Raw genomic sequence first — 25,641 nt, forward strand, 5'->3', positions numbered from 1 at the left:
GGCGTCAGCGTGCCTTCCAGCGCAGTGTCTCGCCGCCGCGCAGCGGCACCAGCGTGGTGTCGCCGTAAGGCAGCTCGGCCGGCAGTTGCCAGTCTTCGCGCTCCAGCGTCAGCGTGCCGGTGTTGCGCGGCAGGCCGTAGAAGGCCGGGCCGTTGAAACTGGCGAAGGCTTCCAGCTTGTCGAGTGCGCCGGCGGCGTCGAAGGCTTCGGCATACAGCTCCATCGCATGCAGCGCGGTATAGCAGCCGGCGCAACCGCAGGCGTGCTCCTTCAGGCCGCGCGCGTGCGGCGCGCTGTCCGTACCCAGGAAGAAGCGCTCGCTGCCGGAGGTGGCGGCCGCCACCAGAGCCTCGCGGTGGGTTTCGCGCTTCAGCACCGGGAGGCAGTAGTAGTGCGGGCGGATGCCGCCGGTGAAGAGGGCGTTGCGGTTGTAGAGCAGGTGGTGCGCGGTGATGGTGGCGCCGACCGGGGCGCTCGCGTCGCGCACGTACTGCGCCGCATCCTTCGTGGTGATGTGCTCGAACACCACCTTCAGCTCGGGCATGTCGCGGCGCAGCGGCGTCATCACTTGCTCGATGAAGACGGCCTCGCGGTCGAAGATGTCGATGGCCGGGTCGGTGACTTCGCCGTGCACCAGCAGCGGCAGGCCGGCGCGCTGCATCGCTTCCAGCGCGGGATAGCAGCGGCGGATATCGGTCACGCCGGCGTCGCTGTTGGTGGTGGCGCCCGCCGGGTACAGCTTGACGCCGTGCACGAAGCCGCTGGCCTTGGCGGCCGCGATTTCCTCTGCACTGGTGTTGTCGGTCAGGTACAGCGTCATCAGCGGCTCGAACTGCATGCCGGCCGGCAGCGCCGCCAGGATGCGGGCGCGATAGGCCTGTGCCTGCGTCACCGTGGTCACCGGTGGCTTCAGGTTGGGCATGACGATGGCGCGGGCGAACTGGCGGGCGGTGTCGGGCAGCACGGCAGCCAGCGCCGCGCCGTCGCGCAGGTGCAGGTGCCAGTCGTCCGGGCGGGTGATGGTGAGCTTCTGGGTCATGGCTAGCTTGGGGCCGGCCGCGGGCGGCGGCGGGCGTTCGTCGAAATCAGAGAATCAGGATGGCGCGGTAGTCGTTGACGTTGGTGCGGGTCGGGCCGGTGACCACCAGGTCGCCGATGGCATCGAACAGGCCCCAGGCGTCGTGCGCGTCCAGCTGGCGCTGGCCCGGCAGGCCGGCGGCTTCAGCCCGCGCCAGCGTGGTCGGGTCGGCCAGCGCGCCGGCGTTATCTTCCGAGCCGTCGATGCCGTCGGTGTCGGCGGCGATCGCATGCACTTCGGGCATGCCTGCCAGTTCGACCGCCAGCGACAGCAGGAACTCCGAGCACCGCCCGCCGCGCGCCTTGGTGGCGCCGCCACCGGCCGGCAAAGTGACCGTGCACTCACCTCCGGAAATCAGCGCCACGGGCGTGGCGAACGGCGCATTGTACGCGCGAATCTCGCGCACCAGCGCCGCATAGACGCGGGCCACCTCGCACGCCTCGCCCGTGACCGTGTCGCCCAGCACAACCGGCGTGATGCCGCGTTCGCGGAACAGCGCGGCGGCGGCCTCGAGACTGCCGTGCGCGGTGGCGATCATGATGTTGTCGACACGATCGAACAAGGGATCGCCGGGCTTGGGCGTTTCCGCCACCTCGCCACGCGCGCCGCGTTCCAGGTGGGACTGCACGCTGGCCGGCACCTGCGCGCCATAGCGGCGCAGGATCTGCAGCGCGTCATCGAACGTGCTCGGGTCCGCCACGGTCGGGCCCGAGGCAATCGCGCTGGGATCGTCGCCGGCCACGTCCGAGACGATCAGCGTGGTCACCGGCGCCTGGCTCGCCTGCGCCAGCCGCCCGCCCTGGATGCGCGAGATATGCTTGCGCACGATGTTCATGTCGGTGATCGGCGCGCCACAGCGCAGCAACTCCCGGGTGGTCGCCTTCAGGTCGGCCATCGGGATGCCCTCGGCCGGCAGCGACAGCAGGCTCGAGCCGCCGCCCGAGACCAGCACCAGCAGCCGGTCCTGCGGCGTCAGCGACTGCACCGCCCTCAGGATCTCGGCCGCCGCCTGCTCGCCCGACTCGTCGGGCACCGGATGGCCGGCCTCGATCACGCGGATATGGTCGGTCGGCATGCCGTGCGCGTAGCGCGTGACCACCAGCCCCTCCAGCGTGGCCTGGCCGGCGTAGGCGCGCTCGACCGCCGCGGCCATCGACGCCGCGGCCTTGCCCGCGCCCACCACCAGCGTGCGCCCGCCGGCGTGCGGCGGCGGCAGGTGCTGCGCGACGATCTGCAGCGGGTCGGCCGCCGCCACCGCGGCGTGGAAGGTCTCGAGCAGCAGTGCGCGGGCGTCCCCCGCGAACGCGGCGCTCACAGCGCCTCCGCGATGGCGCGGCCCAAGTCGGCGGTACCGGCCTTGCCGCCGATGTCGCGCGTCAGCGGCGCGTGCTCCGGCCCGGCCGCCAGCACCTGTTCGATCGCGCCCAGCACGGCGGCGCCGGCCTCGTCATGGCCAAGGTGCTCCAGCATCATGGCGCCGCACCAGATCTGCCCGATCGGGTTGGCCACGCCGCGCCCGGCAATGTCCGGGGCCGAGCCGTGCACCGGCTCGAACAGGCTGGGGAAGGTGCGGTCCGGATTGATGTTGCCGGACGGCGCGATGCCGATGGTGCCGGTGCAGGCCGGGCCCAGGTCGGACAGGATGTCGCCGAACAGGTTGCTCGCCACCACCACGTCGAACCAGTCCGGATGCTGGACGAAATGCGCGGTCAGGATGTCGATGTGGTACTTGTCGACCTGGATGCCGGGGTAATGCGCCGCCATCGCCTCGACCCGCTCGTCCCAGTACGGCATCGTGATCGAGATGCCGTTGGACTTGGTCGCCGAGGTCAGGTGCTTCTTCGGACGCTTCTGGGCCAGTTCAAAGGCGAACTTCAGGATGCGGTCGACGCCGGTGCGGCTCATCACGGTTTCCTGCACCACGATCTCGCGCTCGGTGCCGGGGAACATGCGACCGCCGATGCTGGAGTATTCGCCCTCGGTGTTCTCGCGCACCACGTAGAAATCGATGTCGCCGGGCTGGCGGCCGGCCAGCGGGCTGCGGATGCCCGGCATCAGCCGCACCGGGCGCAGGTTGACGTACTGGTCGAACGAACGGCGGAACTGCAGCAGCGAACCCCACAGCGAAACATGGTCGGGCACCGTGTCCGGCCAGCCGACCGCGCCGAAGTAGATGGCGTCGTACCTGACCAGCGTGTCGAACCAGTCGTCCGGCAGCATCTTGCCGTGGCGGGCGTAGTAGTCGCAGCTGGAAAAATCGAAGTGATCCCACTGGAAATCGATGCCGAAACGGCGCGCCGCGGCGTCCATCACGCGGATGCCCTCGGGCATGACTTCCGTGCCGATTCCGTCTCCGGGAATCACGGCAATCTTGTATTGGCTCATCGTTCTCGGGATTGCTAGCAGGTAGGGTGGCGCCGGGGTTGGTTCCCTTCGGCTTGCTTGGCAGCGGCGCGGGCGCGCGGGATAATGCCTGCATTCTATTGCAAAGCGGCAGCCCCCTGCCGACCGGTGCCCCGACATGTGCCAGCTGCTAGGCATGAACTGCGCCACGCCGACCGACGTGACGTTCTCCTTCACCGGCTTTGCCGCGCGCGGAGGCCTGACCGACCACCACGCCGACGGCTTCGGTGTCGCCTTCTTCGAAGACAAGGCCTGCCGCCTGTTCATCGACAACCAGTCCGCCGGCACCTCGCCGGTGGCGGACCTGATCAAGCGCTATCCGATCAAGTCCAAGAACGTCATCTCGCACATCCGCAAGGCCACGCAGGGCACCGTGCTGCTGGAGAACTGCCACCCCTTCATGCGCGAGCTGTGGGGCCGGCACTGGATCTTCGCCCACAACGGCGACCTGCACGGCTTCACCCCGTTCCTGTCCGGCGTCTACCAGCCGGTGGGCGACACCGACAGCGAACTGGCCTTCTGCACGCTGATGCAGGGCTTGCGCAAGCGCTTCCCGGGCTCGCAGCCGCCGCTGAACGAACTCGGCCACGCGCTGGCCGACATCACCCGCGAGATCACGCTGCACGGCGTGTTCAACTACCTGCTGTGCAACGGGCAGGCGCTGTTCGCGCACTGCTCGACCCGCCTCTACTACATCGTGCGGCAATGGCCGTTCTCGACCGCGCACCTGATCGACGCCGACCTGTCGATCGACTTCGCGCAGGTCACCACGCCCGACGACCGCGTCGCCGTGATCGCGACCGCGCCGCTGACCGACAACGAGACCTGGACCCAGTTCGCCCCGGGCGAGCTGATCATGTTCGAGCACGGGCGTCCGACCATGACGCTTGCCGTGCCGATCCCGCCCGAAGTCCAGGCCAAGAACGCTGCCAATACCGCCTGTACCTGAGCCATCCGGCACAAAGGAAAAAGGGACGCCGAGGCGTCCCTTTCCATATGGCTCGCAGTTCGTTCAGTGATGCAGGATCTTCGACAGGAACTGCCTGGCGCGCTCCGAGCGGTGCTCGATATCGCCGAAGAACTCTTCCTTGTCGGCGTCCTCGACGATCTTGCCCTGGTCCATGAAGATCACGCGGTTGGCCACCTTGCGCGCGAAACCCATCTCGTGGGTCACGCACATCATGGTCATGCCTTCCTGCGCCAGCTGCACCATCACGTCCAGCACTTCGTTGACCATCTCCGGGTCCAGCGCCGAGGTGGGCTCGTCGAACAGCATGCAGATCGGATCCATCGACAGCGCGCGCGCGATCGCCACGCGCTGCTGCTGGCCGCCCGACAGCTGGCCGGGGTACTTCTCGGCCTGGCTCTTCAGGCCCACGCGCTCCAGGTACTTCATGCCCTTGGTCATGGCCTCTTCCTTGGAACGGCCGAGCACCTTCATCTGCGCGATGGTGAGGTTCTCGGTGATCGACAGGTGCGGGAACAGCTCGAAGTTCTGGAACACCATGCCGACGCGCGAGCGCAGCTTGGGCAGGTTGGTCTTGGGATTGCCCACCGAGGTGCCGTCGACCAGGATGTCGCCCTTCTGGAACGGCTCGAGCGCATTGACGGTCTTGATCAGCGTGGACTTTCCCGAGCCCGACGGGCCGCACACCACCACCACTTCACCCTTGGCAACCTTGGTGGTGCAGTCGGTCAGCACCTGGAAGGAGCCGTACCACTTGGAAACGTTATTGATTTCGATCATACAGCCACCTTTTTCTGGTAACGCTTGACCAGCAGCGAAGCGGAGAAACAAATGATGAAGTACACCAGGCCGGCGAACAGCAGCATCTCGACGATACGGCCGTCGCGCTCGCCAATGCCGTAGGCCTGGCCGAAGAAGTCAGCCAGCGCGCTCACGTACACCAGCGAGGTATCCTGGAACAGGATGATGCCCTGCGTCAGCAGCAGCGGCACCATGTTGCGGAACGCCTGCGGCAGGATCACCAGCCGCATCGACTGTCCGTAGGTCATGCCCAGCGCCTGCGCAGCGAACATCTGCCCGCGCGACACGCTCTGGATCCCCGCCCGGATGATCTCGGAGTAATACGCCGCCTCGAACAGCGCGAACGCGACCAGCGCCGAGGTCATGCGCAGGTCGGTCGCCGGCGACAGGTTGAAGATGCCCTGCAGCACCTGCGGGATGATCAGGAAGAACCACAACAGCACCATCACCAGCGGGATCGAACGGAAGATGGTCACGTACCCCTGCGCGAACCAGTTCAGCAGCCGGAACGACGACAGCCGCATCATCGCCAGGATGGTGCCCCAGATGATGCCGACCACCACCGCGGTGACGGTGATCTTCAGCGAGACCATCATGCCCTCGCCCAGGACATGCAGCGTGGCCGGGTTGATCGAGGTGAAATCGAAGGAATAAGCCATGGCGCCCCCTTACTTGCCGCCGATAAAGCCGGGCACGCGCGTGCGGGCCTCGACCCAGCGCATCACCAGCATGACCGTGACGTTGATCAGCGCGTACATCAGCGTGACCGCGATGAACGATTCATACGGACGCGCGGTGTAGTCCACCAGCTGGCGCCCCTGCGCGGCCAGCTCCAGCAGGCCGATGGTCGACGCCACCGCCGAGTTCTTGAAGATGTTCAGGAACTCGGAAGTCAGCGGCGGCACGATCACGCGGAACGCCATCGGCAGCAGCACGTGGCGGTACGTCTGCGGCAGCGTGAAGCCCATCGCCAGGCCCGCGTTCTTCTGCCCGCGCGCCAGCGAGTTGATGCCGGAGCGCACCTGCTCGCACACCCGCGCGGCGGTAAACGTCCCCAGGCACAGCATGGCGGCCAGGAACTGCTGCGCGAACGGGTTCATCTGCTTGATCGCCTCGCCGCCGGGCAGCAGCTCGGGCGCGACGAAGTACCAGATGAACAGCTGCACCAGCAGCGGGATGTTGCGGAAAATCTCGACATAGGTGGCGGCAATGCCGGCCAGCCATTTGTTCGGCACCGTGCGCAGCACGCCGAGCACCGAGCCGATGGCCAGGGCAATGACCCAGGACGAAAGCCCCAGCGCGAGCGTGACCTTGAGGCCGGAGATCATCCAGTCCAGGTAGGTCTCGTTCTGGGCGGCCTGTTCGAGGAAAACTCCCCAATGCCAGTTGTAGTTCATGTTGCGTCCTCAAAAAGAAACGGAAGGACGAGCCTTCCGTTTCGCAGTGCTGTCAACGGCAGGTCAGTCCAGCGCCTTGTCGTTAGGCGCCTTGATCAGCGTCTTCATGTCTTCGGACAGCGGGAAGTCCAGGTTCAGGCCCTTGGGCGGAACCGGTTGCATGAACCACTTGGTGTACAGGGTGTTGATCGAGCCGTCCTTCATCATGCCGGAGATCACGGTATCGGACAGCTTCTTGAACTGCGGGTCGTCCTTGCGGATCATGCAGCCGTAGGACTCGCGCGATTGCGGCTTGCCCACCACGATCCAGTCGGCCGGGTTCTTGGCCTTGGCGCGTTCGCCGTAGAGCAGCGCGTCGTCCATCATGAAGGCGACCGCGCGGCCCGATTCCAGCGTCAGGAACGACTGGCCGTGGTCCTTGGTGCTGATGATGTTCACGCCCAGCTTCTGGTCGTCATTCATCTTGCGCAGCAGGCGCTCCGACGTGGTGCCGGCGGTGGTGACGACGTTCTTGCCCTTCAGGTCGGCCCAGTCCTTGATGCCGGCATCCTTCTTCACCATGATGCGCGTGCCGATGATGAAGATGGAGTTGGTGAAGGCGACCTGCTTCTGGCGTTCCAGGTTATTGGTGGTCGAGCCGCACTCGATATCGATGGTGCCGTTCTGCAGCAGCGTGATGCGGTTCTGCGAGGTGATCGGGATTTCCTTGACCTGCAGGTTCGGCAGCTTCAGCTGGTCCTTGATGGCTTCCACGATCTTCATGTTGATATCGTAGGAATAGCCGACCTGGCGCACGCCGCCGAGGTTGTAGTTGAACGGAATCGACGATTCACGCACGCCGAGCGTGATGACGCCGGTGTCCTTGATCTTCTTCAGCGTGCCCGTCAGTTGTTCGGCTGCCTGTGCCGTCCCGCACATTACGCCCCCGGCAATCATCAGGGCAGCCAACTTGGCGAAATTCATAACATCTCCTTGACCATGAAGAGAAAGCGGGATTCTAAGAATAAAACCCCCACTGGTGAAACAGTATTGCGCAGCATCCGCCGCAATACAACTGGGTTTTCTCCTAGAACCCCACTTCGGGGCAATCCGTGCGCAGCGCGTCCGGATACGACAACGCGGTCTCCGGCGCTTGCCGGAGACCGCGTCTGACGGTCATGAAGCCGGGGTCCGGGACGATTATTGCGCCGCACCATACGAGTGCCTCGCCCCGGTCCTGCCTGCCCCGATCAGGGGTACAGGCCGCGCATTTCGCGCGCCTGCAGGATCCGCGTACAGGCCACGATGAACGCCGCCGTGCGCAGCGTCACCTTGTTTTCCTGTGCCACTTGCCAGATTGCCCGGAAGGCTTCTTGCATGATCCGTACCAGGCGCTGGTTGATCTCCTCCTCGGTCCAGAAGAAGCTGGAGAAATCCTGCACCCATTCGAAGTAGGACACGGTCACACCGCCGGCGTTGGCAATCACGTCGGGGCAGACCAGGATATTGCGCTCGCGCAGGATGTCGTCGGCCTGCGGCGTGGTCGGGCCGTTGGCGCCCTCGATCACCAGCTTTGCCGTGATCTTCGGCGCGTTTTCGGCGGTAATCTGGCCTTCCAGCGCGGCCGGGATCAGGATGTCGCAATCGACTTCCCAGAATTGCTCGCTCCGCAGGACTTCGCCGCGGAAGCCGTCGATGGTGCCGCTGTGCGAGGCGTATTCCATCATCGCCGGCACGTCCAGGCCGGCCGGGTCGAACAGCGTGGTGCGATGGTCCTGCACCGCCACCACCTTGGCACCGGCCTCATGGAACAGCTTGGCGGCGACGGCGCCGACGTTGCCGAAGCCCTGCACCGCCACGCGCGCGCCCTTGACCTCGAGGCCGATATTGCGCGCGGCCTCGGAGCCGACCACGAACACGCCGCGGCCGGTGGCCTCGTGGCGGCCCAGCGAGCCACCCAGCGAGATCGGCTTGCCGGTCACGACGCCGGTCGCGGTGCTGCCCGAGTTCATCGAATAGGTGTCCATCATCCACGCCATCACCTGTGCGTTGGTGTTGACGTCCGGCGCCGGGATGTCCTTGCTCGGCCCGATGATGATGTTGATTTCGCTGGTGTAGCGGCGCGTCAGGCGTTCCAGCTCGGCGTGCGACAGCGTGCGCGGGTCGACGCGGATGCCGCCCTTGGCACCGCCGTACGGCACGTTGACCGCTGCGTTCTTCACCGACATCCAGGCCGACAGCGCCATCACCTCGGACAGCGTCACGTCCTGGTGGAAGCGCACGCCGCCCTTGCCCGGGCCACGCGACAGGTTGTGCTGCACCCGGTAGCCCTCGAAATGGGCGATGGTGCCGTTATCGAGCTCGATAGGAACGTCGACGATCATCGCGCGCTTGGGGCGCTTCAGGGTCTCGACCCAGCGCGCCAGCGAGCCCAGGTAGGGCGTGACGCGGTCGACTTGCTGCAGGTAGATGCCCCAGGGGCCGAGGTTGTCGGCGTTGAGGTAGGACGGGAGTGCGTGCTTTTGGCCAGCAGTGTTGGTCGGTGCTGCGGAGGACATCGGGGTGGGTTCCGGGGTGGAAGATGGGCGCAAGCTTAGGCTTGGCGGCCGCTCGGAATCCAATGCCGTTTGTTCATCGGGTTATGCAAGACGCGCATAACGTTGGGAAAAACATCGCTACGCCGAGGTCAACGTCCCCCACACCTGGTCCACCAGTTGCCGCTTGCGCCGCGCCCCGGCGCGCCGTTCTCCGCCGTTCTCGCCCGGCTTCTCCCGATACAACCGGATTTCCATGTCGATCGACAGCGGCAGGCCACGCGCCGACTCGGCCCGCACCAGCCGCCCCGCCGCGACGTCGTCGCGTACCGCGCTTTCGGGCAGGAAGGCCATGCCGTGGCCGGACAGCGCCATCACCTTGAGCGCTTCGGCCATGTCGGTCTCGTAGCATTTGTCCAGCTTGAGCGCCTCGGCGGTTTCGGCCAGCAGCAGGTCTACCATGCGGCCGAGGAAGGCGTTGGGCGTATAGCTGAGGAACGGCACCGGCTTCTTGTCGGTGCCCGGCAGCCGGAATTGCGGCTTGCCGGCGGGGTCCGGCACGCTATAGGGCGAGAGCCGTTCGGTGCCCAGCACCAGCATGTCGTAGCGCGCGGGATCGAGCTGGATGGCCTGGCGCGCGTGGTGGTAGACCATCACCAGGTCGCAGCCGCCTTCGACCAGCATCAGCACCGCGTCATGGACATTGAGCGCGCGCAGCCGGCATGGCAGCGTGCCGAGCTTGCGCTCCAGCGCCTTGAGCCATTCCGGGAAGAAGGTCAGCGACAGCGTATGCGGCACCGCGAATTCCAGCACCTGCGCATTGGCCGAGCGCTGGCCGCGCATCAGCGCGCGGGTTTCGCTGACCTGCGCCAGCATCGCCAGGGCCTGCTCGTAGAACACCTTGCCGGCCGGGGTCAGGCTGGTGGGATAGCTCGAGCGGTCGATCAGCTCGGTGCCCACCCACGCCTCCAGCGACTGGATCCGGCGCGAGAAAGCCGGCTGCGTGACGTGGCGCAGTTCGGCCGAGCGCGAGAAGCTGTGCGTCTCGGCCAGGCTGACGAAGTCTTCAAGCCATTTGATTTCCATGACGCGGATTATCCACCGGCGCGCGGCGCTTCGCCAGCCGCCGCCTAGCCCCGGTGGGCCCAGCCGGTCATGCGTTTCTCCACCACCGCGAACAGTTCGGACATCGCCATGATCGCAACGGGTCAGGCAAGGCCAACGGCATCTCGCTCAGGCGTCCTGGGTGGCGTCGCCCACGTCGAGCGCGAGCGCCTCGCCGCCGACGGCGTCGCCGCCCCTAGCGGCGGCGCGCGCCTGGATGTCCCACATCTCGGCATAGCGCCCGCCAGCGCGCATCAGCTGCGCATGGGTGCCGCGCTCGACGATGCGGCCGTGATCCATCACCAGGATCTGGTCGGCATGGACCACGGTGGAAAGCCGGTGCGCGATCAGCAGCGTGGTGCGGTTCTGCGCCAGGCGCATCAGCTCGGCCTGGATCGCCTGCTCGGTGCGCGAATCCAGCGCCGAGGTCGCTTCGTCGAACACCAGCACCGGCGGGTTCTTCAGCAGCGTGCGCGCGATCGCCACGCGCTGCTTCTCGCCGCCGGACAGCTTCAGGCCGCGCTCGCCCACGGGCGTGTCGTAACCCTGCGGCAGCTCGCGGATAAAGGCGTCGATCTGCGCCGCCTGCGCCGCGGCGATGACCTCGTCGCGGGTCGCGTCGGGACGGCCGTAGGCGATGTTGTAGTAGATGCTGTCGTTGAACAGCACGGTGTCCTGCGGGACGATGCCGATGGCGCGGCGCAGGCTGTCCTGGGTGATCGCGCGGATGTCCTGGCCATCGATCTCGATCGCGCCGCCGCCGACGTCGTAGAAGCGGAACAGCAGCCGCGCCAGCGTCGACTTGCCCGAACCGCTGTGCCCCACCACCGCGGTGGTGCTGCCCGCCGCAATGGTGAAATCCACGCCGTCCAGGATCAGGCGGTCGGACTCGTAGCTGAAGCGCACGTCGCGGAAGCGCACCTGCGCGCCGCCGACCCGCAGCGCCGGCGCGTCCGGCACGTCGGCCACCTCCTGGTGCGTGCCGAGCAGCACGAACATGCGGTCCATGTCGGTGGTGGCCTGCTTGATCTCGCGGTAGATCACGCCGAGGAAGTTCAGCGGGATATAGAGCTGGATCATCAGCGTGTTGACCAGCACCAGGTCGCCCAGCGTCAGCTTGCCGTCAACCACGCCCACCGTGGCGCGCCACAGGATCAGGATCAGGCCGATGGCGATGATGGCCTGCTGGCCGAAGTTCAGGAACGACAGCGAGTTCTGCGAGCGGATCGCCGCCGTGCGGTACTTGCGCAGGTTTTCGTCGTAGCGCTGCGCCTCGTAGGCTTCGTTGCCGAAGTACTTGACGGTCTCGAAGTTCAGCAGCGAATCGATCGCCTTCTGGTTGGCGCGCGAATCGAGCTCGTTCATGCGGCGGCGGAAGTGCGTGCGCCATTCCGTCACCACGATGGTGAAGACGATATAGCCCACCAGCGCGCAGCCGGTAATGGCGGCGAACCAGATGTCGTAGTGCAGGATGAAGAAGCCGATCACCAGCGCCATTTCCACCAGCGTGGGCAGGATGCTGTACAGCGAATACGAGATCAGCGACTGGATGCCGCGCGTGCCGCGCTCGATGTCGCGGCTCATGCCGCCAGTCTGGCGGTCCAGGTGGAAGCGCAGCGACAGCGCATGCAGGTGCTGGAACACCTGCAGTGCAATCTCGCGCACGGCGCTCTGCGTGACCTTGGAAAAGAGGATTTCCCGCAACTCGGTGAACAGCGTCGCGGACAGGCGCAGCATGCCGTAGGCGACGATCAGCCCGACCGGCACCACCAGCAGCGCGCGCGGATCGCCCGCGGTGATGTTCATGCTGTCGATCAGCCGCTTCATCAGCACCGGCACGCCCAGGTTGGCCACCTTGGCCGCCACCAGGCAGGCCAGCGCCAGCATCACGCGCCACTTGTAGTGCCAGACGTAGGGCAGCAGGTTGCGGACGGTCTGCCAGTCGCTGCGGGGCGCGCGCTGGCCGGGAAAGAGCTTGACCGAGGCAGCGTCGGGAGCCTGCTCGGCGGTCGTGGAATAGCGGCGCATACGTTAGAATCCGGGCCAATGCGCGATTGTCGCAGAGATCGCGTTGCGCGGCTGGCGAAGGGTCTTTCGCTGCCACGCCCATCCCCATCCCTCAGCAGTCCACCGCATACCGCCATGAACGCTCCCCATACCGTCCCCGCCCTGCCCGCCGGCAAGAATCCCGCGCTGCGCGTGGTACCGATGCCCGCGGACGCCAACGTACATGGCGACGTGTTCGGCGGCTGGATCATGTCGCAGGTGGATATCGCCGGCTCGATCCCGGCGGTCGAACGCGCGCAGGGGCGCGTCGCCACCGTTGCGGTCAATTCCTTCCTGTTCAAGCACCCGGTGTTCGTCGGCGACCTGGTAAGTTTCTACGCCGATATCGTCAAGACTGGCCGCACCTCGATCACGGTCGAGGTCGAGGTCTATGCGCAGCGCATGCGCCACAGCAACGAGATCGTCAAGGTGACGGAGGCCACACTGACCTACGTGGCCACGGACGAGTCGCGCCAGCCGCGCGTGTTGCCGACGGCTTGAGGGCGCGGTCGACCTTGCTGGCGGTTTGCGCCTCTCTCAGCCCCTTACACAAACTTCATAAAATCCGGCTTCCGCTTCTCGAAGAACGCGCTGAACGCCTCCTTCGCCTCCGGCGCCACCAGCATGCGCCGGAACACCGCGCCCTCGTCGGCCATCTGCTTCTCCACTTCCGCCAGCGCCCCCGCCTTCATCAGGCGCTTGGTCTCGCGCAGCGACGACGCCGGCAAGGCCGCCAGCTTGCGTGCCTGCGCCAGCGCGAAGTCGTGCAGCTCGGCCACCGGCAGCACCCGCGTCACCAGCCCGATCTCCAGTGCCTCCTGCGCGCTGAAGGCCTCGCCCAGCAGCAGCTTCTCGGCCGCACGCTGGTAGCCGACCAGGCGCGGCAGCAGCAGACTGCTCGCGGCCTCGGGGCACAGCCCCAGCTGCACGAACGGCAGCGACAGCTTGGCGGTGTCGGACGCGTAGACCAGGTCGCAGTGCAGCAGCAGGGTGGTGCCCACGCCCACCGCCGCGCCGCTGACCGCTGCCACCACCGGCTTGCTGGCATGGCTGATCTGGTACAGGAACTGGAACACCGGGGCGGCTTCGGCGCCCTCGCCCGCGCCCGGCGGGCGCTGCATGAAATCCTCGAGGTCGTTGCCGGCGGTGAAGATCTCGGGCTTGCCGCGCAGCAGGATGGCGCGCACGGCGGGATCGGTGTCGGCCGCGCGCAGCGCGTCGGCCAGCGACTGGTACATCGCCGCGGTGATGGCGTTCTTCTTGTCGATGCGGTCGAACTCGAGCGTCAGGATGCCTTGCTCGATGCTGGTACGGATGCTCATGGTGTCCTCGTCTGTGGGAATTATTCGAAAGGCGTCGGCGACTCGGCAAGATAGCTGAGCCCGAACGCGCGCGCGCCGACATTCAGCGCCACCGTCAGGCTCATCGGCGCCAGCATCAGCTCGACGCCGTGGCTGCGCGCGGTATTCGCCAGCGACTGGTAGGCCGGCATCGCGCGCACCTCGTCCAGCGGGCCCGCGTAGCACGCCGCGATCGCCGGCACCAGCAGGTCGCCGGCGCGCAGGCATTGCTCGGCATGCTGCAGCACGCGGCGCCTGCCCTCTTCGGAGCCGCGCGCCCTGGCGATGGCTTCGGTCTGGCCACGATGCATATGCACCACGGGGCGGAGGTTGAACGCGCTGCCCATCACGTAGCGGCCCCAGGTGATGCTGCCCTCTCCCTTCTGCCGAGCGCGGGTGTACAGGTAGAGCAGTTCGTCCGGCACCAGGAACATGTGGGCGGCATCGCGCAGGCGCGTTTCCACGGCCTCGCGTACGACTTGCGGACTGGCACCGTCCAGCGCCATGCGCGCGGCTTCGCGCACGATCAGCGCCTGGCCCGGACCGATCGCGCCGGTGTCGACCACGGTCAGGTCGAACAGCCCCGATCGTCCCGCTTCCCTGCGCAGCCGCACGCTGCGCGCCACGGTGCCGATCACCGCGCCGCTGGCATGCGCATACAGCTTGCTGCGCGTGCTGGCGATGGTGAACAGGATGGCGCGGTCGCACTGCGCGACCACGTTGCGCAGCAGGTGCTCCTCCAGCTCGCGCTCGACCATCGGCACCGATTCGGCATAGTGGTCCTGGCGGCCGACCAGGTATTGCTGGTAGAGCCGCGGCAGCGCGTCTTCGTCGCGCGTGTCGGCGACGAAGTGCTCGCCGGCGCGGATGCGGAACGGAATGGTGTGGACCTTCAGCGCGGCCATGACATCGCGTGGCAAGTCGCACGCGGCGTCGGCCAGGATGGCTGTCTCCTGCATATTGTGTCTCCTCCCCTGCTGGTGACCCGCGTCGCGGGCGGCAGCCCCCGGTACTGCTTTCTTCACCTGATGCAGAAGGGCGGGATGGCCCCGGGCCATCCCGCAGGCGCGTTTATACGCGCTCGAAGATGCCTGCGGCGCCCATGCCCGTGCCGACGCACATGGTGACCATGCCGTACTTCAGGTTGTGGCGGCGCAGCGCGTGCACCACCGTGGCCGAGCGGATCGCACCGGTGGCACCGAGCGGGTGGCCCAGCGCGATCGCGCCGCCCATGCGGTTGACCCGGGCGGGATCCAGCTGCAGGTCGCGCATCACCGCCAGCGACTGCGCGGCGAAGGCTTCGTTCAGCTCGATCCAGTCCAGCTGGTCCTGGCTCAGGTCCGCCGCCTTCAGCGCCGCCGGGATCGCCTCCTTGGGGCCGATGCCCATGATCTCGGGCGGCACGCCGCGCACCGCGAACGAGACGAAGCGCGCCAGCGGCACCAGGTTGAACTGCTTCAGGATCTTCTCCGAGACCAGGATCAGCGCGCCGGCGCCGTCGGAGGTCTGCGAGCTGTTGCCGGCGGTGACGCTGCCCTTGTTGGCAAACACCGGGCGCAGCTTGCCCAGCCCCTCGAGCGAGGTATCCGGGCGCGGGCCTTCATCCAGCGCGATGGTGCGGGTCTTCACGCTGACCTGGCCGCTGGCGAGGTCGGGGAAGCGCTCGATGGTCTCGACCGGCGTGATCTCGTCGCGGAACTCGCCCGCCTGCTGCGCGGCGATGGCCTTCTGGTGCGACGCCAGCGAGAACGCGTCCTGGTCCTCGCGGCTGACCTGCCACTGCTGCGCCACCTTCTCGGCGGTCAGGCCCATGCCGTAGGCAATGCCGACGTTCTCGTCGCGGGTAAAGATTTCCGGCGACATCGACGGCGTGTTGCCCATCATCGGCACCATGCTCATCGATTCCACGCCGGCGGCGATCATCACGTCGGACTCGCCCACGCGGATGCGGTCGGCGGCCATCGCCACCGCGCTCAGGCCCGAGGCACAGAAGCGGTTCACGGTGATGCCGCCGACCGTGTTCGGCAGCCCCGACAGCAGCGCGCCGATGCGGGCCACGTTCAGGCCCTGCTGGGCCTCAGGGATGGCGCAGCCGACGATGGCGTCTTCGATCAGTTTCGGATCCAGGTTCGGCACCTGTGCCACCGCGGCCTTCAGGATGGTGGCCAGCAGGTCGTCCGGGCGCGTGTGCTTGAACGCGCCCTTGGGGGCCTTGCCGATCGGCGAGCGGGTGGCCGCAACGATGTATGCGTCTTGCAGTTGTTTCATGATGTCGGTTCCTCGCTTGCCTTTAGTTGCGCACCGGCTTGCCGGTCTGCAGCATGCCCATGATGCGCTCCTGCGTCTTGCCGGTACCCAGCAGGTCGACAAAAGCCTTACGTTCGAGCGCCAGCAGCCATTCCTCGCTGACCAGCGCACCGGCGTCGACGTCGCCGCCGCACACCACTTCGGCGATGCGGGTGGCGATCAGGAAATCGTGCGCCGAGATAAAGCCGCCGTCGCGCATGTTGACCAGCGACGCCTTGATGGTGGCCACGCCGGAACGGCCGGCAACCGGGATCAGCGTCGGCAGCGGCGCGCGGTAGCCAGCGTCGGCCAGCGCGCGCACCGCGTTCTGCGCCACGTACAGCAGCTCATGCACGTTGAAGACGATCTGGTCGGACGGCTGCAGGTAGCCCATCTGGCGCGCTTCGAGCGCCGAGGCCGAGACCTTGGCCATGGCCGCGCTCTGGAAGCGGCTGGTCAGGAACTGCAGATAGTTGGTGCTGCCCGCGGCCTGCGCTGCGCGCGCGGCCGCCAGCGCGGATTCCTTCAGGCCGCCGCCGGCCGGCACCAGGCCCACGCCCACCTCGACCAGGCCGATATAGGTTTCCAGCGCGGCCACGCGCGCGGCCGAGTGCAACATCAGCTCGCAGCCGCCGCCCAGCGCAATGCCCGACGCCGCCGATACCACCGGCACCGCGGCGTACTTCACGCGCATCATGCCGTCCTGGAATTTCTTCACGAACGGCTCGATGCCCTTGGCGCCGCCCATCATGAAGGCGGGCATCGCCGCTTCCAGGTTGGCGCCCGCCGAGAACGGGCCGCCCGGCGCGCCCAGCTGCAGCGAGGTCGGCTGCCACACCACCAGGCCCTTGTAGCCGGCCTCGGCCAGGTCGATGGCGCGGGTCAGGCCGTCGATCACGTCAGGCCCGATGGTGTTCATCTTGCTCTTGAACGAAACCACCAGTACGTCGTCCTGGCCCTCGCCCACCCAGATGCGCACCGCGTCGTTCTCTTCGACGGTGCGGCCGGCCTTGCGCGGATCGGCCGCGGCGGTGCCCTGGAGGGCGGCGCGGAAGGCCTGGCGCTGATACACCGGCAGCGTGCTGCGCGCGACGAACGACTGCGTCGCGGGCGACCACGAACCGGCCGCCGCGTGCACGCCCTGGTTGTCGGCGACCGGGCCGGAGAATACCCACGCCGGCAGCGGCGCGCCCGACAGCGCCTTGCCGCCCTCGACGTCTTCCTTGACCCACTCGGCCACCTGCTTCCAGCCGGCCGCCTGCCAGTCCTCGAACGGGCCCGAGTTCCAGCCGAAGCCCCAGCGGATCGCCAGGTCGATATCGGCGGCCGAGCCGGCGATCTGCTCCAGGTACACGGCGATGTAGTGGAACACGTCGCGGAACACCGCCCACAGGAACTGCGCCTGCGGGTTGGTCGACTCGCGCAGCAGCCGGATGCGCTCGGCCGGTTCCTTCTTCAGCATGCGCACCACGATCTCGTCGGCCTTCTTGCCGGCATCGACATACTGGCCGGTGCTGGCGTCGAGCACCTTGATCGCCTTGCCTTCCTTCTTGTAGAAGCCGGCGCCGGTCTTCTGCCCGAGCGCGCCCGCGTCGACCAGGCCCTTGAGCACGGCCGGGGTCTGGTACACCGGCGCGAACGGGTCGTCGTGCAGGTTGTCCTGCATGGTCTTGATCACGTGCGCCATGGTGTCCAGGCCGACCACGTCCGCGGTGCGGAAGGTCGCGGACTTGGCGCGGCCCAGCTTGGCACCGGTCAGGTCGTCGACCACGTCGAACGGGATGCCGAACTTCTGGGCCTCGGCGAACACCGCGAGGATCGAGAAGATGCCGACGCGGTTGGCGATGAAGTTGGGCGTGTCCTTGGCCCGCACCACGCCCTTGCCGAGCGTGGTGGTCAGGAAGGCTTCCAGCTGGTCGAGGATCTGCGGCCGCGTGGTCGCGGTCGGGATCAGCTCGACCAGGTGCATGTAGCGCGGCGGGTTGAAGAAGTGCACGCCGCAGAAACGCGACTTCAGGTCATCATCGAACCCGTCGGACAGCGCGGTGATCGACAGGCCCGACGTATTGGTGGCGAAGATCGCGTGCGAGGCCAGATGCGGCGCGACCTTCTTGTACAGGTCGTGCTTCCAGTCCATGCGCTCGGCGATCGCCTCGATCACCAGATCGCATTCCTTGAGCAGGGCGATATCGTCTTCGTAATTGGCCGCCTGAATCAGGCCGGCCTCTTCCTTCAGACCCAGCGGCGCGGGCGACAGCTTCTTCAGGTTATCGATGGCGCGCAGCGCGATGCCGTTCTTAAGGCCTTCTTTCGCAGGCAGGTCGAACAGCACCACGGGCACGCGCGCGTTGATCAGGTGGGCGGCAATCTGCGCGCCCATGACGCCGGCACCCAGCACGGCGACTTTCTTGACGATGAAATTGGACATGCTCGCTCCTGGATTAGTGAGCGTTAGACAGATGCGAGGCCGCCGTTCCCGGAGCGGAACGGCGGATAGAGTCGACTCAGAACAGGTCTGCGTCCAGCGCCATCAGCGACGCCGAACCCGCGCGCGCCTTGCGGATCTCGCCGGCGGTTTCCGGCAGCAGCTTGGCAAAGTAGAAGCGCGCCGTGGCCAGCTTGGCGGTGTAGAACTTGTCGCCGCTGGCTTCCTTCTCCAGCGCGACCTTGGCCATGCGGGCCCAGAAGTAGGCGAACACCAGGTGGCCCACCACGCGCAGGTACGGCACCGCGGCGGCGCCGACTTCGTCGGCGTTGCCCATCGCCTTCATGCCGATTTCCATGGTCAGCTTCTGCACCTTGTCGCCCAGGTCGGCCAGCGGGTTGACGAACTCCTGCATGGCTTCATTGGTGCCTTCGGCCTCGACGAATTCCTGCACGATCTTGCCGAAGGCCTTCATCCTGGCGCCCATGTCGCCCAGGATCTTGCGGCCCAGCAGGTCCAGCGCCTGGATCGTGTTGGTGCCTTCGTAGATCATGTTGATGCGGGCGTCGCGCACGTATTGCTCCATGCCCCATTCGGAGATGTAGCCGTGGCCGCCGAACACCTGCATGCCCTCGTTGGTCGAGGTGAAGGCGTTGTCGGTCAGGAACGCCTTGATCACCGGCGTCAGCAGCGCGACCAGGTCCCCGGCCTGCTTGCGCACGGCCTCGTCCGGGTGCGACAGCTCGCGGTCGATCTGCAGCGCGGTCCAGTAGCTGAAGGCGCGGCCGCCTTCGGCGTAGGCGCGCTGGGTCAGCAGCATGCGGCGCACGTCGGGGTGCACGATGATCGGGTCGGCGGCCTTCTCGGGTGCCTTGGGGCCGGTCAGCGCGCGCATCTGCAGGCGGTCCTTGGCGTAGGCCACAGAGTTCTGGTACGCCACCTCAGTCAGGCCCAGCCCCTGTGCACCGACACCCAGGCGCGCGGCATTCATCATCACGAACATGGCGTTCAGGCCCTTGTTGGGCTCGCCCACCATCCAGCCGCGCGCGCCATCCAGGTTCATCACGCAGGTGGCGTTGCCGTGGATGCCCATCTTGTGCTCGATCGAGCCGCACTGGATGCCATTGCGCTCACCCGGGTTGCCGCTGGCATCGGGGATGAACTTGGGCACCACGAACAGCGAGATGCCCTTGGTGCCGGCGGGCGCGTCCGGCAGGCGCGCCAGCACCAGGTGGATGATGTTCTCGGCCAGGTCGTGCTCGCCGGCGGAGATGAAGATCTTGGTGCCGGTGATCAGGTAGGAGCCGTCGGCCTGGGGCTCGGCCTTGCTGCGCAGGATGCCCAGGTCGGTGCCGCAATGCGGCTCGGTCAGGCACATGGTGCCGGTCCACACGCCGGACACCAGCTTGGGCAGGTAGGTCTGCTGCAGCTCGGGGGTGCCGTGTGCGTGCAGGGCCTCATAGGCGCCGTGCGACAGGCCGGGGTACATGGTCCAGGCCTGGTTGGCCGAGTTCAGCATCTCGTAGACCACGTTGTTGACCACGATCGGCAGGCCCTGGCCGCCGAAGGCCGGGTCGCACGCCAGCGCCGGCCAGCCGGCCTCGACGTACTGCTGGTAGGCTTCCTTGAAGCCGGTGGGCGCCTTGACCACGCCGTCGCCGACATAGGTGCAGCCTTCGCGGTCGCCCACCTGGTTGAGCGGGAACACCACGTCCGAGCAGAACTTGCCGGCTTCCTCGATGACCTGGTTGATGGTGTCCGCGTCGATGTCCGCGTGCGGCGGCATCGCCTTGAGTTCGGCTTCGGCGCCGAGCAGTTCATGGAGCACGAACTGCATGTCGCGCAACGGTGCGGTGTACTGGCCCATCAGAGACTCCTTGGAGTTGTGCGATGCCGCCACGCCGCCCGTCCCGCTTGCGCGCGACGGCCCGACCGGGCGACCTCAGGTACGGTAAGACTGAATCAGTTTGTTGAGCGCGACCATGGCAAGCTCGGCGCTGTCAGGCAGGCGCAGGAAACGGGCGTCATGATGCAAGCCTAGTTCAAGGCTGTACATCTCGAACAGCATCAGGCGCGGATCGCAGTCCGCACGCAGGTGCCCCTCTTCCTTGGCCTGGTTGATGGCGCGGGTCAGCGCTGCCCGCCAGATGGTGACGCTCTTGACCAGCTCGTCACGCACCAGGCTGCCGGCACGGTCGTCGTACTCCACCGCGCCGCTGATGTAGATGCATCCCGTCGTCACTTCCTGGATGCGCTTCTCCATCCAGCGCCGCACCATCGACCACAGCCGGGGCAGTCCGCGCGGCTCCTGCAGCGAGGGATAGAACACCTCCTGCTCGAACCGGCGGTGATACTCCCGCACCACCTCCACCTGCAGGTCCTCGCGCGAACCGAAATGCGCGAACACGCCGCTCTTGCTCATCTGCATGCGTTCCGCGAGCAGCCCGATGGTGAGACCTTCGAGCCCGTCGCGGGACGACAATTCCAGTGCGGCATCCAGAATCGCCACGCGCGTCATCTCGCCCTTGCGCATGGGCGAGGGGGACGAAGCGGCGGATTCGAGACGGGCTGACTGGTGTCGCATGTTTTTTCTCCGTTCTGCGGGGCCTTCTGCGGCCCTGCGTATGACCCTGACGTTGCATTCATTGCTTGCGGGCGGCCGGCGGATTTGCCGGTGCATACCGCGAATGCACGCAGTCTAAGCCAAAAAAGAACGGTCGTTCAGATTATTCTGGCGCGACACCTGCCCATCAAGCTTTTAATTAGACCGCTGTTTCTAAACGGACTGCATTGCAGCATGTCCGCCAGCGGCCGCGCTGCCACCGGTTGCAGCGTGAGCGTTGCGGCATGGCAGCAAACGCACACCATACGTGCGCCGCTTCAGTAGCGGCCGGTGACGCCGGCGATGATCACGCCCAGCCGCAGCAGCATGTAGGCCGCCCAGTTGGCCAGGCGGTGCAGCGGCGAGCGCCGTGCATGCGCGTCGGGCAGCACCCGTACGCTGCGGTGCGCAATGGCTCGCTCCAGCGCTTCGCGCAGTTCAGCGGCGAAGGCCGCATCATAAACGGCAACGTTGGCCTCGCGCGCGAGCAGCAGGCTGAAGGGGTCCATGTTGCTCGACCCAACCGTGGCCCAGGCCTCGTCGACCACGCCGACCTTGGCATGCAGGAAGCTCTCGGCGTACTCGTAGATCTCGACGCCGGCCTCGAGTAACGAGGCATAGAGCGCATGGGTGGCGTAGTGTTGCAGCCGGTATTCGACCATGCCTTGCAGCAGCAGCCGCACGCGCACGCCGCGCTCGCGGCAGGCCAGCAAGGCGCGCCGCATCTTGTGGCCGGGCAGGAAGTAGGCGTTGGCCAGGATCACGTCGTGGCGCGCGGCACCCAGCGCGCGCAGGTATTCGCGCTCGATGGTGCGGCGGTTGCGCAGGTTGTCGCGCAGCAGCAGCGCGGCGCGGATGCCGCCGGTCGCTTCCGGGCGCGGCGGCAGGTCGGTCACCAGCGGGTAGTCGGCGACCGCCGCGGCGCGCTCGCTGCCGCGCGTCTCGCGCAGCGACAGCCGCCACCACAGCCGCTCCGACGACAGCGCGATGCGGTCCACCAGCGGCCCGCTGACCTGCACCGCGAAGTCATAGCGCGGCCCCAGGTTGGCGCCTTCGAAGGGTCCGTGGTTGTGATCGTCGATGATGTTGATGCCGCCGACGAAGGCGACATGGCGGTCGATCACGGCGAGCTTGCGGTGGAGCCGGCGCAGGTGGCGCCGCGCCAGGCGGAAACCGCGCAGGGCGCGGTAGACCCGCAGCCGCACGCCGCCCGCGCGCAGCCGCTCGGCCAGTTCGGCGGGCATGTCGCCGGCGCCGAAGCCGTCCACCGTCACGCGCACCGCGACCCCGCGCGCGGCGGCACGGATCAGCGCGTCGGCGACGGCGCGGCCGACCTCGTCGTCGGCATAGATGTAGGTTTCCAGAATGACCTGGAACGCGGCCTGGTCGATCGCGGCGATCAGCGCCGGAAAAAAGTCCTGGCCGCCGTGCAGCAGCCGAACGGTATTGCCGGTGGTGGGCTTGCCGCGACGCCAGGCCCAGCGCAGCATGTGGTGGCGATAGGTCGGCTCGCCGGTGGTGGCGGAGTCGTGCACCGGGGCGTCCTCGGCCTGGGCGGAGTGGGAGATCCGTGACATGCCGTGATTATCGGACAGTTTGCGGCGTGCAAGGCGCCGCCTGCACATTGGCCCGCGGATCTCTGCTATCGTCGATGCCGATGCGCTGCGCGCCGATACCGGCGACCAGGCAGACTCCCGACGCCCCTACGGAAACCATGGTGAAGGTATTCGGCATTACCGGTTCGTCCGGCAGCGGCAAGACCACGCTGCTGGACCAGCTCATCCCCTGCTTCGTCGGCGCCGGCCTGCGCGTGGCCGGCGTCAAGCACACCCACCACGGCTTCGATCCCGACACGCCCGGCAAGGATTCGTGGCGCATGCGCGCGGCCGGCTGCGCCAACGTCGTGCTGGTCGGCGCGCGCCACCTGACGCTGATGCGCCATTACCCCGAGTCCCTGCCTTCGCCCGAGCTCGACGATGCGCTCGCGGTGCTGCCGCCCGATACTGACCTGGTGCTGGTGGAAGGCTACAAGCGCAGCGATTTTCCCAAGCTGGAGGTGTTCCGTCCCGCGCTGGGCCGCGCGCCGCTGTGGGACGAGGTGCCGGGCGTGGTGGCCGTGGCGAGCGACGATCCCGCTACCGTCGCCGCCATGACCACGCTGCCGGTGCTGGACCTGAACGATGCGCTGGCGGTGTTCGCCTTTATCCGCGACTATCCCCTCCCCGGCCCCGAGAGCGGCGCGGGCTGACCTCGGGCGTCCTCAGGCGGCCTTGTCCGCGGGCGCGTCCCGCTCCACCATTTCGCCCAGCGGATGGCCGAGCTCCGCCACCAGCGGCACGTGGTCGGAGCGTTGCGCCCAGTCGCGGCCGGTCAGCGCGTGGGCGCGCTCGATCTCGTAGCCGCGCACATAGATGCGGTCGAGCTGCCACCACGGCATATGGCTGGGAAAGGTATGCAGCCGCGCGCCGCGCGCGTGCGAGGCCTCGACCGCGCCCAGCGTATTGCAAATCTGCGCGTCGAGCCGGTGGTTCCAGTCGTTGAAGTCGCCGGCGATCACCAGCGGCACGCCCGCCGGCACCACATTCTGCACCCGCTCCACCAGAGCCTCGGCCTGGCGCGCACGGCTGCGCGCAAACAGGCCGAAATGCACGCAGATCAGGTGGGTCTCGACGCCGTGCACGTCCGCCACCGCATGTAGCAGCCCGCGCTGCTCGAAGCGGTGGTCGGAAATGTCGAGGTTCTCGGACATCAGGATCGGATGGCGCGACAGGATCGCGTTGCCGTGATGGCCGTAGTCATAGACCGCATTGCGGCCGTAGACCGAATGCGGATAGGCGTCGGTGGCGAGGTAGTTGAGCTGGGTGTGTTCCGGGTCGAACAGCGCCGCGGCCACCAGCCGGTCGTTGCGGTCCTGCACTTCCTGCAGGAAGACGATGTCCGCGTCCATCGCGTGCAGGCCGGCACGCACGTTCTGGATGCGCGGGCGCCGCGCGAAGCCGGTCACTCCCTTGTGGATGTTGTAGGTGACCACGCGCAGCTTCATGGCTGCCCTCCTACGGCGGCGTGGCGGCCGGCATCGCTGCCCGTCGCTTCCACTGCGCCCGGCGCGACGGCACCGGCGGCGCGCCACGCCAGCTGGTGGATGGCGTCGGCATTGCTGCTGGAAAAGCATTGCTGCGCCGCCTGTTGCCACGGCAGCCACTTGTATTGCAGGTGTTCGCGTGGCGCCAGCGTCACCGGCAGCGCCTCGGCCACGCGCAGGCCGAACCAGTGCTCGGTATTGCGCGTGACGCCTTCGGCGTAGCGGTGGCGCCACTGCGGGTAGATGTCGTACTGGATGGCATGGCCCCAGTCGGTGAGCTGGTGTTCGCCGGCGATGATGCCGGTTTCTTCCGCGACTTCGCGCGCGGCGGTCAGGGCCAGGGGTTCATCGAGGGTATCGAGGCTGCCGGTGACGGACTGCCAGAACCCGGGGCGATCGGCGCGTTCCAGCAGCAAGACTTGAAGATCTGGCGTGTAAATCACCACCAGCACGGATTCCGGGATCTTGTGTGACATGGGTCTGGGCCAAAGGACAAACCCAAGGATAGCGCAGGCGCGCGCGCTTGCCACGGGAAAGCGCCGCGGCGCCTGTGCGCGGGCGCCGCAACTTCCGGCCGGATCAGGCGGCGCTGCGCGCGCCCTGCATGCCGTGCGGGGCCAGGTAGGGCTCGCTGCTGCCGTGGCGCTGCCAGGTGTCGAACACCTGCGGCGATTCGCCATGGCCCCAGGCCGCGCGCAGTTGCTCCATCAGCGGCGCCAGCGCGTGGCGGTAGCGCCTGGAGGCGGCATGCGCGTGGGTGGCCAGGGCCTCGGCGCGCTGGCGCGCTTCGCCCTGCAGCCGCATGCGTTCCTGCGCGATTTCCTTCTCGCGCTGGCCCAGCGTGTTGTACTTCTGGATCAGGAAGCGCTGGTAATCGCCGCCATCCATGCCCTGCGCCGCCTGCGCGTTGACCTGCTCGAAGCGCAGCACGATGCTGCCGGTTTCCTGCTCGATATGGGCGGCCTCGCCGTCCAGCGCCTGCAGCGCCTCGTGTACGCGCTGGGCGTCGCGGCGCAGCGCCTGCACCTGCGCGGCCTCGTCCTCGAACACGCGCTGCGCATCGAGGTAGGCCTGCACCACCGGTTGCGGCGCCACCACCAGCAGCGGATCGGCGCCGTCGGCGCGCTGGCCGGCAAGCAGGGCATCGTCGGCCAGGCGCAGGTTGCCCAGTTCGTCGAGCCAGCGCCCGCGCGTCATCACCACGCCGACGGTGTCCAGCGCCAGCCGCCGCAAGGCCTCGGCGCGCTGCATCTCGACCGGCTCGGCCGCCGCCTGGGGCGACGCCGCCTGCACGGCATGGGCGATATCGGGCACGCAGGCGGCGACCGTGGTCGCCACGGATTCGGACATCGCCTGCGCCGCGCGGCGCTGGGCGCGGCGCAGCTCGAAGCGTGCCAGCAGCATCATGATCAGTCCGGCCGCCAGCCAGGTCAGGATGGTTTCCTGGTGGGCCAGCAGGAACTGGCGGATCAGTTCGGTATCCAGGTTCAGGTTCACGAATTTCCTCCCGAGTGCCGGGAACCTTCATGACAGGGCCCCTCGGCAAATTGCGTGTCAAAGGAAGGAGACCGACCCGCCGCCGCCTTCGTTCCGACCG

The 25,641-nt window shown here is 67.3% G+C and carries 23 protein-coding genes; 3 read left to right on the forward strand and 20 right to left on the reverse strand.

The genetic code is table 11. The features are described 5' to 3' along the window. Positions 1–4 precede the first annotated feature (4 nt). The 3 genes from pyrC to MKD38_RS20920 are packed head-to-tail and all read right to left on the reverse strand — an operon-like array spanning position 5 to position 3,463. Positions 5–1,039 (reverse strand): dihydroorotase, encoded by a 1,035-nt coding sequence (gene pyrC, locus MKD38_RS20910; RefSeq protein WP_252679597.1) that lies wholly within the window; start codon positions 1,037–1,039, stop codon positions 5–7. Between the two features lie 46 nt (positions 1,040–1,085). Then, positions 1,086–2,393, reverse strand: coding sequence for a glycerate kinase type-2 family protein (locus tag MKD38_RS20915; RefSeq protein WP_252679598.1), 1,308 nt, complete (start codon positions 2,391–2,393; stop codon positions 1,086–1,088). After that, entirely contained in the window at positions 2,390–3,463 is a 1,074-nt protein-coding gene (locus MKD38_RS20920; RefSeq protein ID WP_252679599.1) for a tartrate dehydrogenase, read from the reverse strand. Before MKD38_RS20920 ends, MKD38_RS20915 begins: the two co-directional genes overlap by 4 nt. Before the next feature lie 136 nt (positions 3,464–3,599). Here MKD38_RS20920 and MKD38_RS20925 point away from each other — a divergent pair, with 136 nt between their 5' ends. Further along, complete coding sequence (locus MKD38_RS20925) at positions 3,600–4,430, forward strand: class II glutamine amidotransferase (protein ID WP_252679600.1); 831 nt, start codon at positions 3,600–3,602, stop codon at positions 4,428–4,430. 63 nt (positions 4,431–4,493) lie between these two features. Here MKD38_RS20925 and MKD38_RS20930 read toward each other — a convergent pair whose 3' ends face one another. The 7 genes from MKD38_RS20930 to MKD38_RS20960 form a co-directional block, all read right to left on the reverse strand. Further along, positions 4,494–5,228, reverse strand: a complete 735-nt coding sequence (locus tag MKD38_RS20930) for an amino acid ABC transporter ATP-binding protein (RefSeq protein ID WP_252679602.1) — start codon at positions 5,226–5,228, stop codon at positions 4,494–4,496. After that, positions 5,225–5,908, reverse strand: a complete 684-nt coding sequence (gltK, locus tag MKD38_RS20935; protein ID WP_018008787.1) for a glutamate/aspartate ABC transporter permease GltK — start codon at positions 5,906–5,908, stop codon at positions 5,225–5,227. Before gltK ends, MKD38_RS20930 begins: the two co-directional genes overlap by 4 nt. Positions 5,909–5,917: 9 nt before the next feature. Then, on the reverse strand, positions 5,918–6,646 hold the full coding sequence (locus tag MKD38_RS20940) for an amino acid ABC transporter permease (RefSeq protein WP_112773771.1): 729 nt from the start codon (positions 6,644–6,646) through the stop codon (positions 5,918–5,920). A gap of 63 nt (positions 6,647–6,709) precedes the next feature. Further along, entirely contained in the window at positions 6,710–7,609 is a 900-nt protein-coding gene (locus MKD38_RS20945; RefSeq protein ID WP_252679604.1) for a glutamate/aspartate ABC transporter substrate-binding protein, read from the reverse strand. Between the two features lie 266 nt (positions 7,610–7,875). Continuing rightward, positions 7,876–9,183, reverse strand: a complete 1,308-nt coding sequence (locus MKD38_RS20950; protein ID WP_252679605.1) for a Glu/Leu/Phe/Val family dehydrogenase — start codon at positions 9,181–9,183, stop codon at positions 7,876–7,878. 117 nt (positions 9,184–9,300) lie between these two features. Then, the gene (locus tag MKD38_RS20955) at positions 9,301–10,245 is read right to left on the reverse strand and encodes a LysR family transcriptional regulator (protein ID WP_111518352.1); all 945 of its coding nucleotides are present in this window, start codon (positions 10,243–10,245) and stop codon (positions 9,301–9,303) included. A gap of 147 nt (positions 10,246–10,392) precedes the next feature. Then, complete coding sequence (locus tag MKD38_RS20960) at positions 10,393–12,291, reverse strand: ABCB family ABC transporter ATP-binding protein/permease (RefSeq protein ID WP_252679607.1); 1,899 nt, start codon at positions 12,289–12,291, stop codon at positions 10,393–10,395. A 114-nt stretch (positions 12,292–12,405) separates the two neighbouring features. Here MKD38_RS20960 and MKD38_RS20965 point away from each other — a divergent pair, with 114 nt between their 5' ends. Beyond that, positions 12,406–12,810: an acyl-CoA thioesterase gene (locus tag MKD38_RS20965; RefSeq protein ID WP_062796782.1), complete on the forward strand. Its 405-nt coding sequence runs from the start codon at positions 12,406–12,408 to the stop codon at positions 12,808–12,810. A 44-nt stretch (positions 12,811–12,854) separates the two neighbouring features. Here the strand turns inward: MKD38_RS20965 and MKD38_RS20970 are convergent, their stop codons facing one another. The 7 genes from MKD38_RS20970 to clsB all read right to left on the reverse strand — a co-directional run bounded on the left by MKD38_RS20970 (position 12,855) and on the right by clsB (position 22,587). Next, entirely contained in the window at positions 12,855–13,631 is a 777-nt protein-coding gene (locus MKD38_RS20970) for an enoyl-CoA hydratase (protein WP_252679609.1), read from the reverse strand. Between the two features lie 20 nt (positions 13,632–13,651). Then, positions 13,652–14,608: a DegV family protein gene (locus tag MKD38_RS20975; protein WP_252679611.1), complete on the reverse strand. Its 957-nt coding sequence runs from the start codon at positions 14,606–14,608 to the stop codon at positions 13,652–13,654. 112 nt (positions 14,609–14,720) lie between these two features. After that, positions 14,721–15,920, reverse strand: coding sequence for an acetyl-CoA C-acyltransferase (locus MKD38_RS20980; protein WP_252679715.1), 1,200 nt, complete (start codon positions 15,918–15,920; stop codon positions 14,721–14,723). Positions 15,921–15,939: 19 nt separating this feature from the next. Then, the gene (locus tag MKD38_RS20985; protein ID WP_252679613.1) at positions 15,940–18,363 is read right to left on the reverse strand and encodes a 3-hydroxyacyl-CoA dehydrogenase/enoyl-CoA hydratase family protein; all 2,424 of its coding nucleotides are present in this window, start codon (positions 18,361–18,363) and stop codon (positions 15,940–15,942) included. A gap of 76 nt (positions 18,364–18,439) precedes the next feature. Continuing rightward, complete coding sequence (locus MKD38_RS20990) at positions 18,440–20,227, reverse strand: acyl-CoA dehydrogenase C-terminal domain-containing protein (protein WP_252679615.1); 1,788 nt, start codon at positions 20,225–20,227, stop codon at positions 18,440–18,442. A 75-nt stretch (positions 20,228–20,302) separates the two neighbouring features. Beyond that, complete coding sequence (locus tag MKD38_RS20995; RefSeq protein WP_025583452.1) at positions 20,303–20,893, reverse strand: TetR/AcrR family transcriptional regulator; 591 nt, start codon at positions 20,891–20,893, stop codon at positions 20,303–20,305. 347 nt (positions 20,894–21,240) lie between these two features. Next, positions 21,241–22,587, reverse strand: coding sequence for a cardiolipin synthase ClsB (clsB, locus tag MKD38_RS21000; protein WP_252679617.1), 1,347 nt, complete (start codon positions 22,585–22,587; stop codon positions 21,241–21,243). A 92-nt stretch (positions 22,588–22,679) separates the two neighbouring features. On the opposite strand from clsB, the gene mobB reads away from it, so the two are divergent. Then, positions 22,680–23,210 carry a molybdopterin-guanine dinucleotide biosynthesis protein B gene (gene mobB / locus MKD38_RS21005; protein ID WP_252679717.1) on the forward strand — a complete coding sequence of 177 codons (531 nt, stop codon included), beginning with the start codon at positions 22,680–22,682 and terminating at the stop codon, positions 23,208–23,210. 12 nt (positions 23,211–23,222) lie between these two features. On the opposite strand, the gene MKD38_RS21010 is transcribed toward mobB, so the two are convergent. The 3 genes from MKD38_RS21010 to MKD38_RS21020 all read right to left on the reverse strand — a co-directional run bounded on the left by MKD38_RS21010 (position 23,223) and on the right by MKD38_RS21020 (position 25,535). Next, positions 23,223–24,005 carry an endonuclease/exonuclease/phosphatase family protein gene (locus tag MKD38_RS21010; RefSeq protein WP_252679620.1) on the reverse strand — a complete coding sequence of 261 codons (783 nt, stop codon included), beginning with the start codon at positions 24,003–24,005 and terminating at the stop codon, positions 23,223–23,225. After that, complete coding sequence (gene nudB, locus MKD38_RS21015; protein ID WP_252679622.1) at positions 24,002–24,520, reverse strand: dihydroneopterin triphosphate diphosphatase; 519 nt, start codon at positions 24,518–24,520, stop codon at positions 24,002–24,004. The genes MKD38_RS21010 and nudB overlap by 4 nt, the downstream gene beginning before the upstream one ends. Before the next feature lie 103 nt (positions 24,521–24,623). Continuing rightward, entirely contained in the window at positions 24,624–25,535 is a 912-nt protein-coding gene (locus MKD38_RS21020) for a hypothetical protein (protein ID WP_252679719.1), read from the reverse strand. Positions 25,536–25,641 lie beyond the last annotated feature (106 nt).

It is taken from the genome of Cupriavidus sp. WGlv3 (assembly GCF_023952475.1).
Lineage (GTDB): Bacteria > Pseudomonadota > Gammaproteobacteria > Burkholderiales > Burkholderiaceae > Cupriavidus > Cupriavidus phytorum.

What these genes read in the sequence shown, in the direction of transcription:
- pyrC (WP_252679597.1), bottom strand. Translation starts at nt 1,039, where the DNA reads ATGACCCAGAAGCTCACCATCACCCGCCCGGACGACTGGCACCTGCAC.
- MKD38_RS20920 (WP_252679599.1), bottom strand. Translation starts at nt 3,463, where the DNA reads ATGAGCCAATACAAGATTGCCGTGATTCCCGGAGACGGAATCGGCACG.
- MKD38_RS20925 (WP_252679600.1), top strand. Translation starts at nt 3,600, where the DNA reads ATGTGCCAGCTGCTAGGCATGAACTGCGCCACGCCGACCGACGTGACG.
- MKD38_RS20930 (WP_252679602.1), bottom strand. Translation starts at nt 5,228, where the DNA reads ATGATCGAAATCAATAACGTTTCCAAGTGGTACGGCTCCTTCCAGGTG.
- gltK (WP_018008787.1), bottom strand. Translation starts at nt 5,908, where the DNA reads ATGGCTTATTCCTTCGATTTCACCTCGATCAACCCGGCCACGCTGCAT.
- MKD38_RS20940 (WP_112773771.1), bottom strand. Translation starts at nt 6,646, where the DNA reads ATGAACTACAACTGGCATTGGGGAGTTTTCCTCGAACAGGCCGCCCAG.
- MKD38_RS20945 (WP_252679604.1), bottom strand. Translation starts at nt 7,609, where the DNA reads ATGAATTTCGCCAAGTTGGCTGCCCTGATGATTGCCGGGGGCGTAATG.
- MKD38_RS20950 (WP_252679605.1), bottom strand. Translation starts at nt 9,183, where the DNA reads ATGTCCTCCGCAGCACCGACCAACACTGCTGGCCAAAAGCACGCACTC.
- MKD38_RS20955 (WP_111518352.1), bottom strand. Translation starts at nt 10,245, where the DNA reads ATGGAAATCAAATGGCTTGAAGACTTCGTCAGCCTGGCCGAGACGCAC.
- MKD38_RS20960 (WP_252679607.1), bottom strand. Translation starts at nt 12,291, where the DNA reads ATGCGCCGCTATTCCACGACCGCCGAGCAGGCTCCCGACGCTGCCTCG.
- MKD38_RS20965 (WP_062796782.1), top strand. Translation starts at nt 12,406, where the DNA reads ATGAACGCTCCCCATACCGTCCCCGCCCTGCCCGCCGGCAAGAATCCC.
- MKD38_RS20970 (WP_252679609.1), bottom strand. Translation starts at nt 13,631, where the DNA reads ATGAGCATCCGTACCAGCATCGAGCAAGGCATCCTGACGCTCGAGTTC.
- MKD38_RS20975 (WP_252679611.1), bottom strand. Translation starts at nt 14,608, where the DNA reads ATGCAGGAGACAGCCATCCTGGCCGACGCCGCGTGCGACTTGCCACGC.
- MKD38_RS20985 (WP_252679613.1), bottom strand. Translation starts at nt 18,363, where the DNA reads ATGTCCAATTTCATCGTCAAGAAAGTCGCCGTGCTGGGTGCCGGCGTC.
- MKD38_RS20990 (WP_252679615.1), bottom strand. Translation starts at nt 20,227, where the DNA reads ATGGGCCAGTACACCGCACCGTTGCGCGACATGCAGTTCGTGCTCCAT.
- MKD38_RS20995 (WP_025583452.1), bottom strand. Translation starts at nt 20,893, where the DNA reads ATGCGCAAGGGCGAGATGACGCGCGTGGCGATTCTGGATGCCGCACTG.
- clsB (WP_252679617.1), bottom strand. Translation starts at nt 22,587, where the DNA reads ATGTGCAGGCGGCGCCTTGCACGCCGCAAACTGTCCGATAATCACGGC.
- MKD38_RS21010 (WP_252679620.1), bottom strand. Translation starts at nt 24,005, where the DNA reads ATGAAGCTGCGCGTGGTCACCTACAACATCCACAAGGGAGTGACCGGC.
- nudB (WP_252679622.1), bottom strand. Translation starts at nt 24,520, where the DNA reads ATGTCACACAAGATCCCGGAATCCGTGCTGGTGGTGATTTACACGCCA.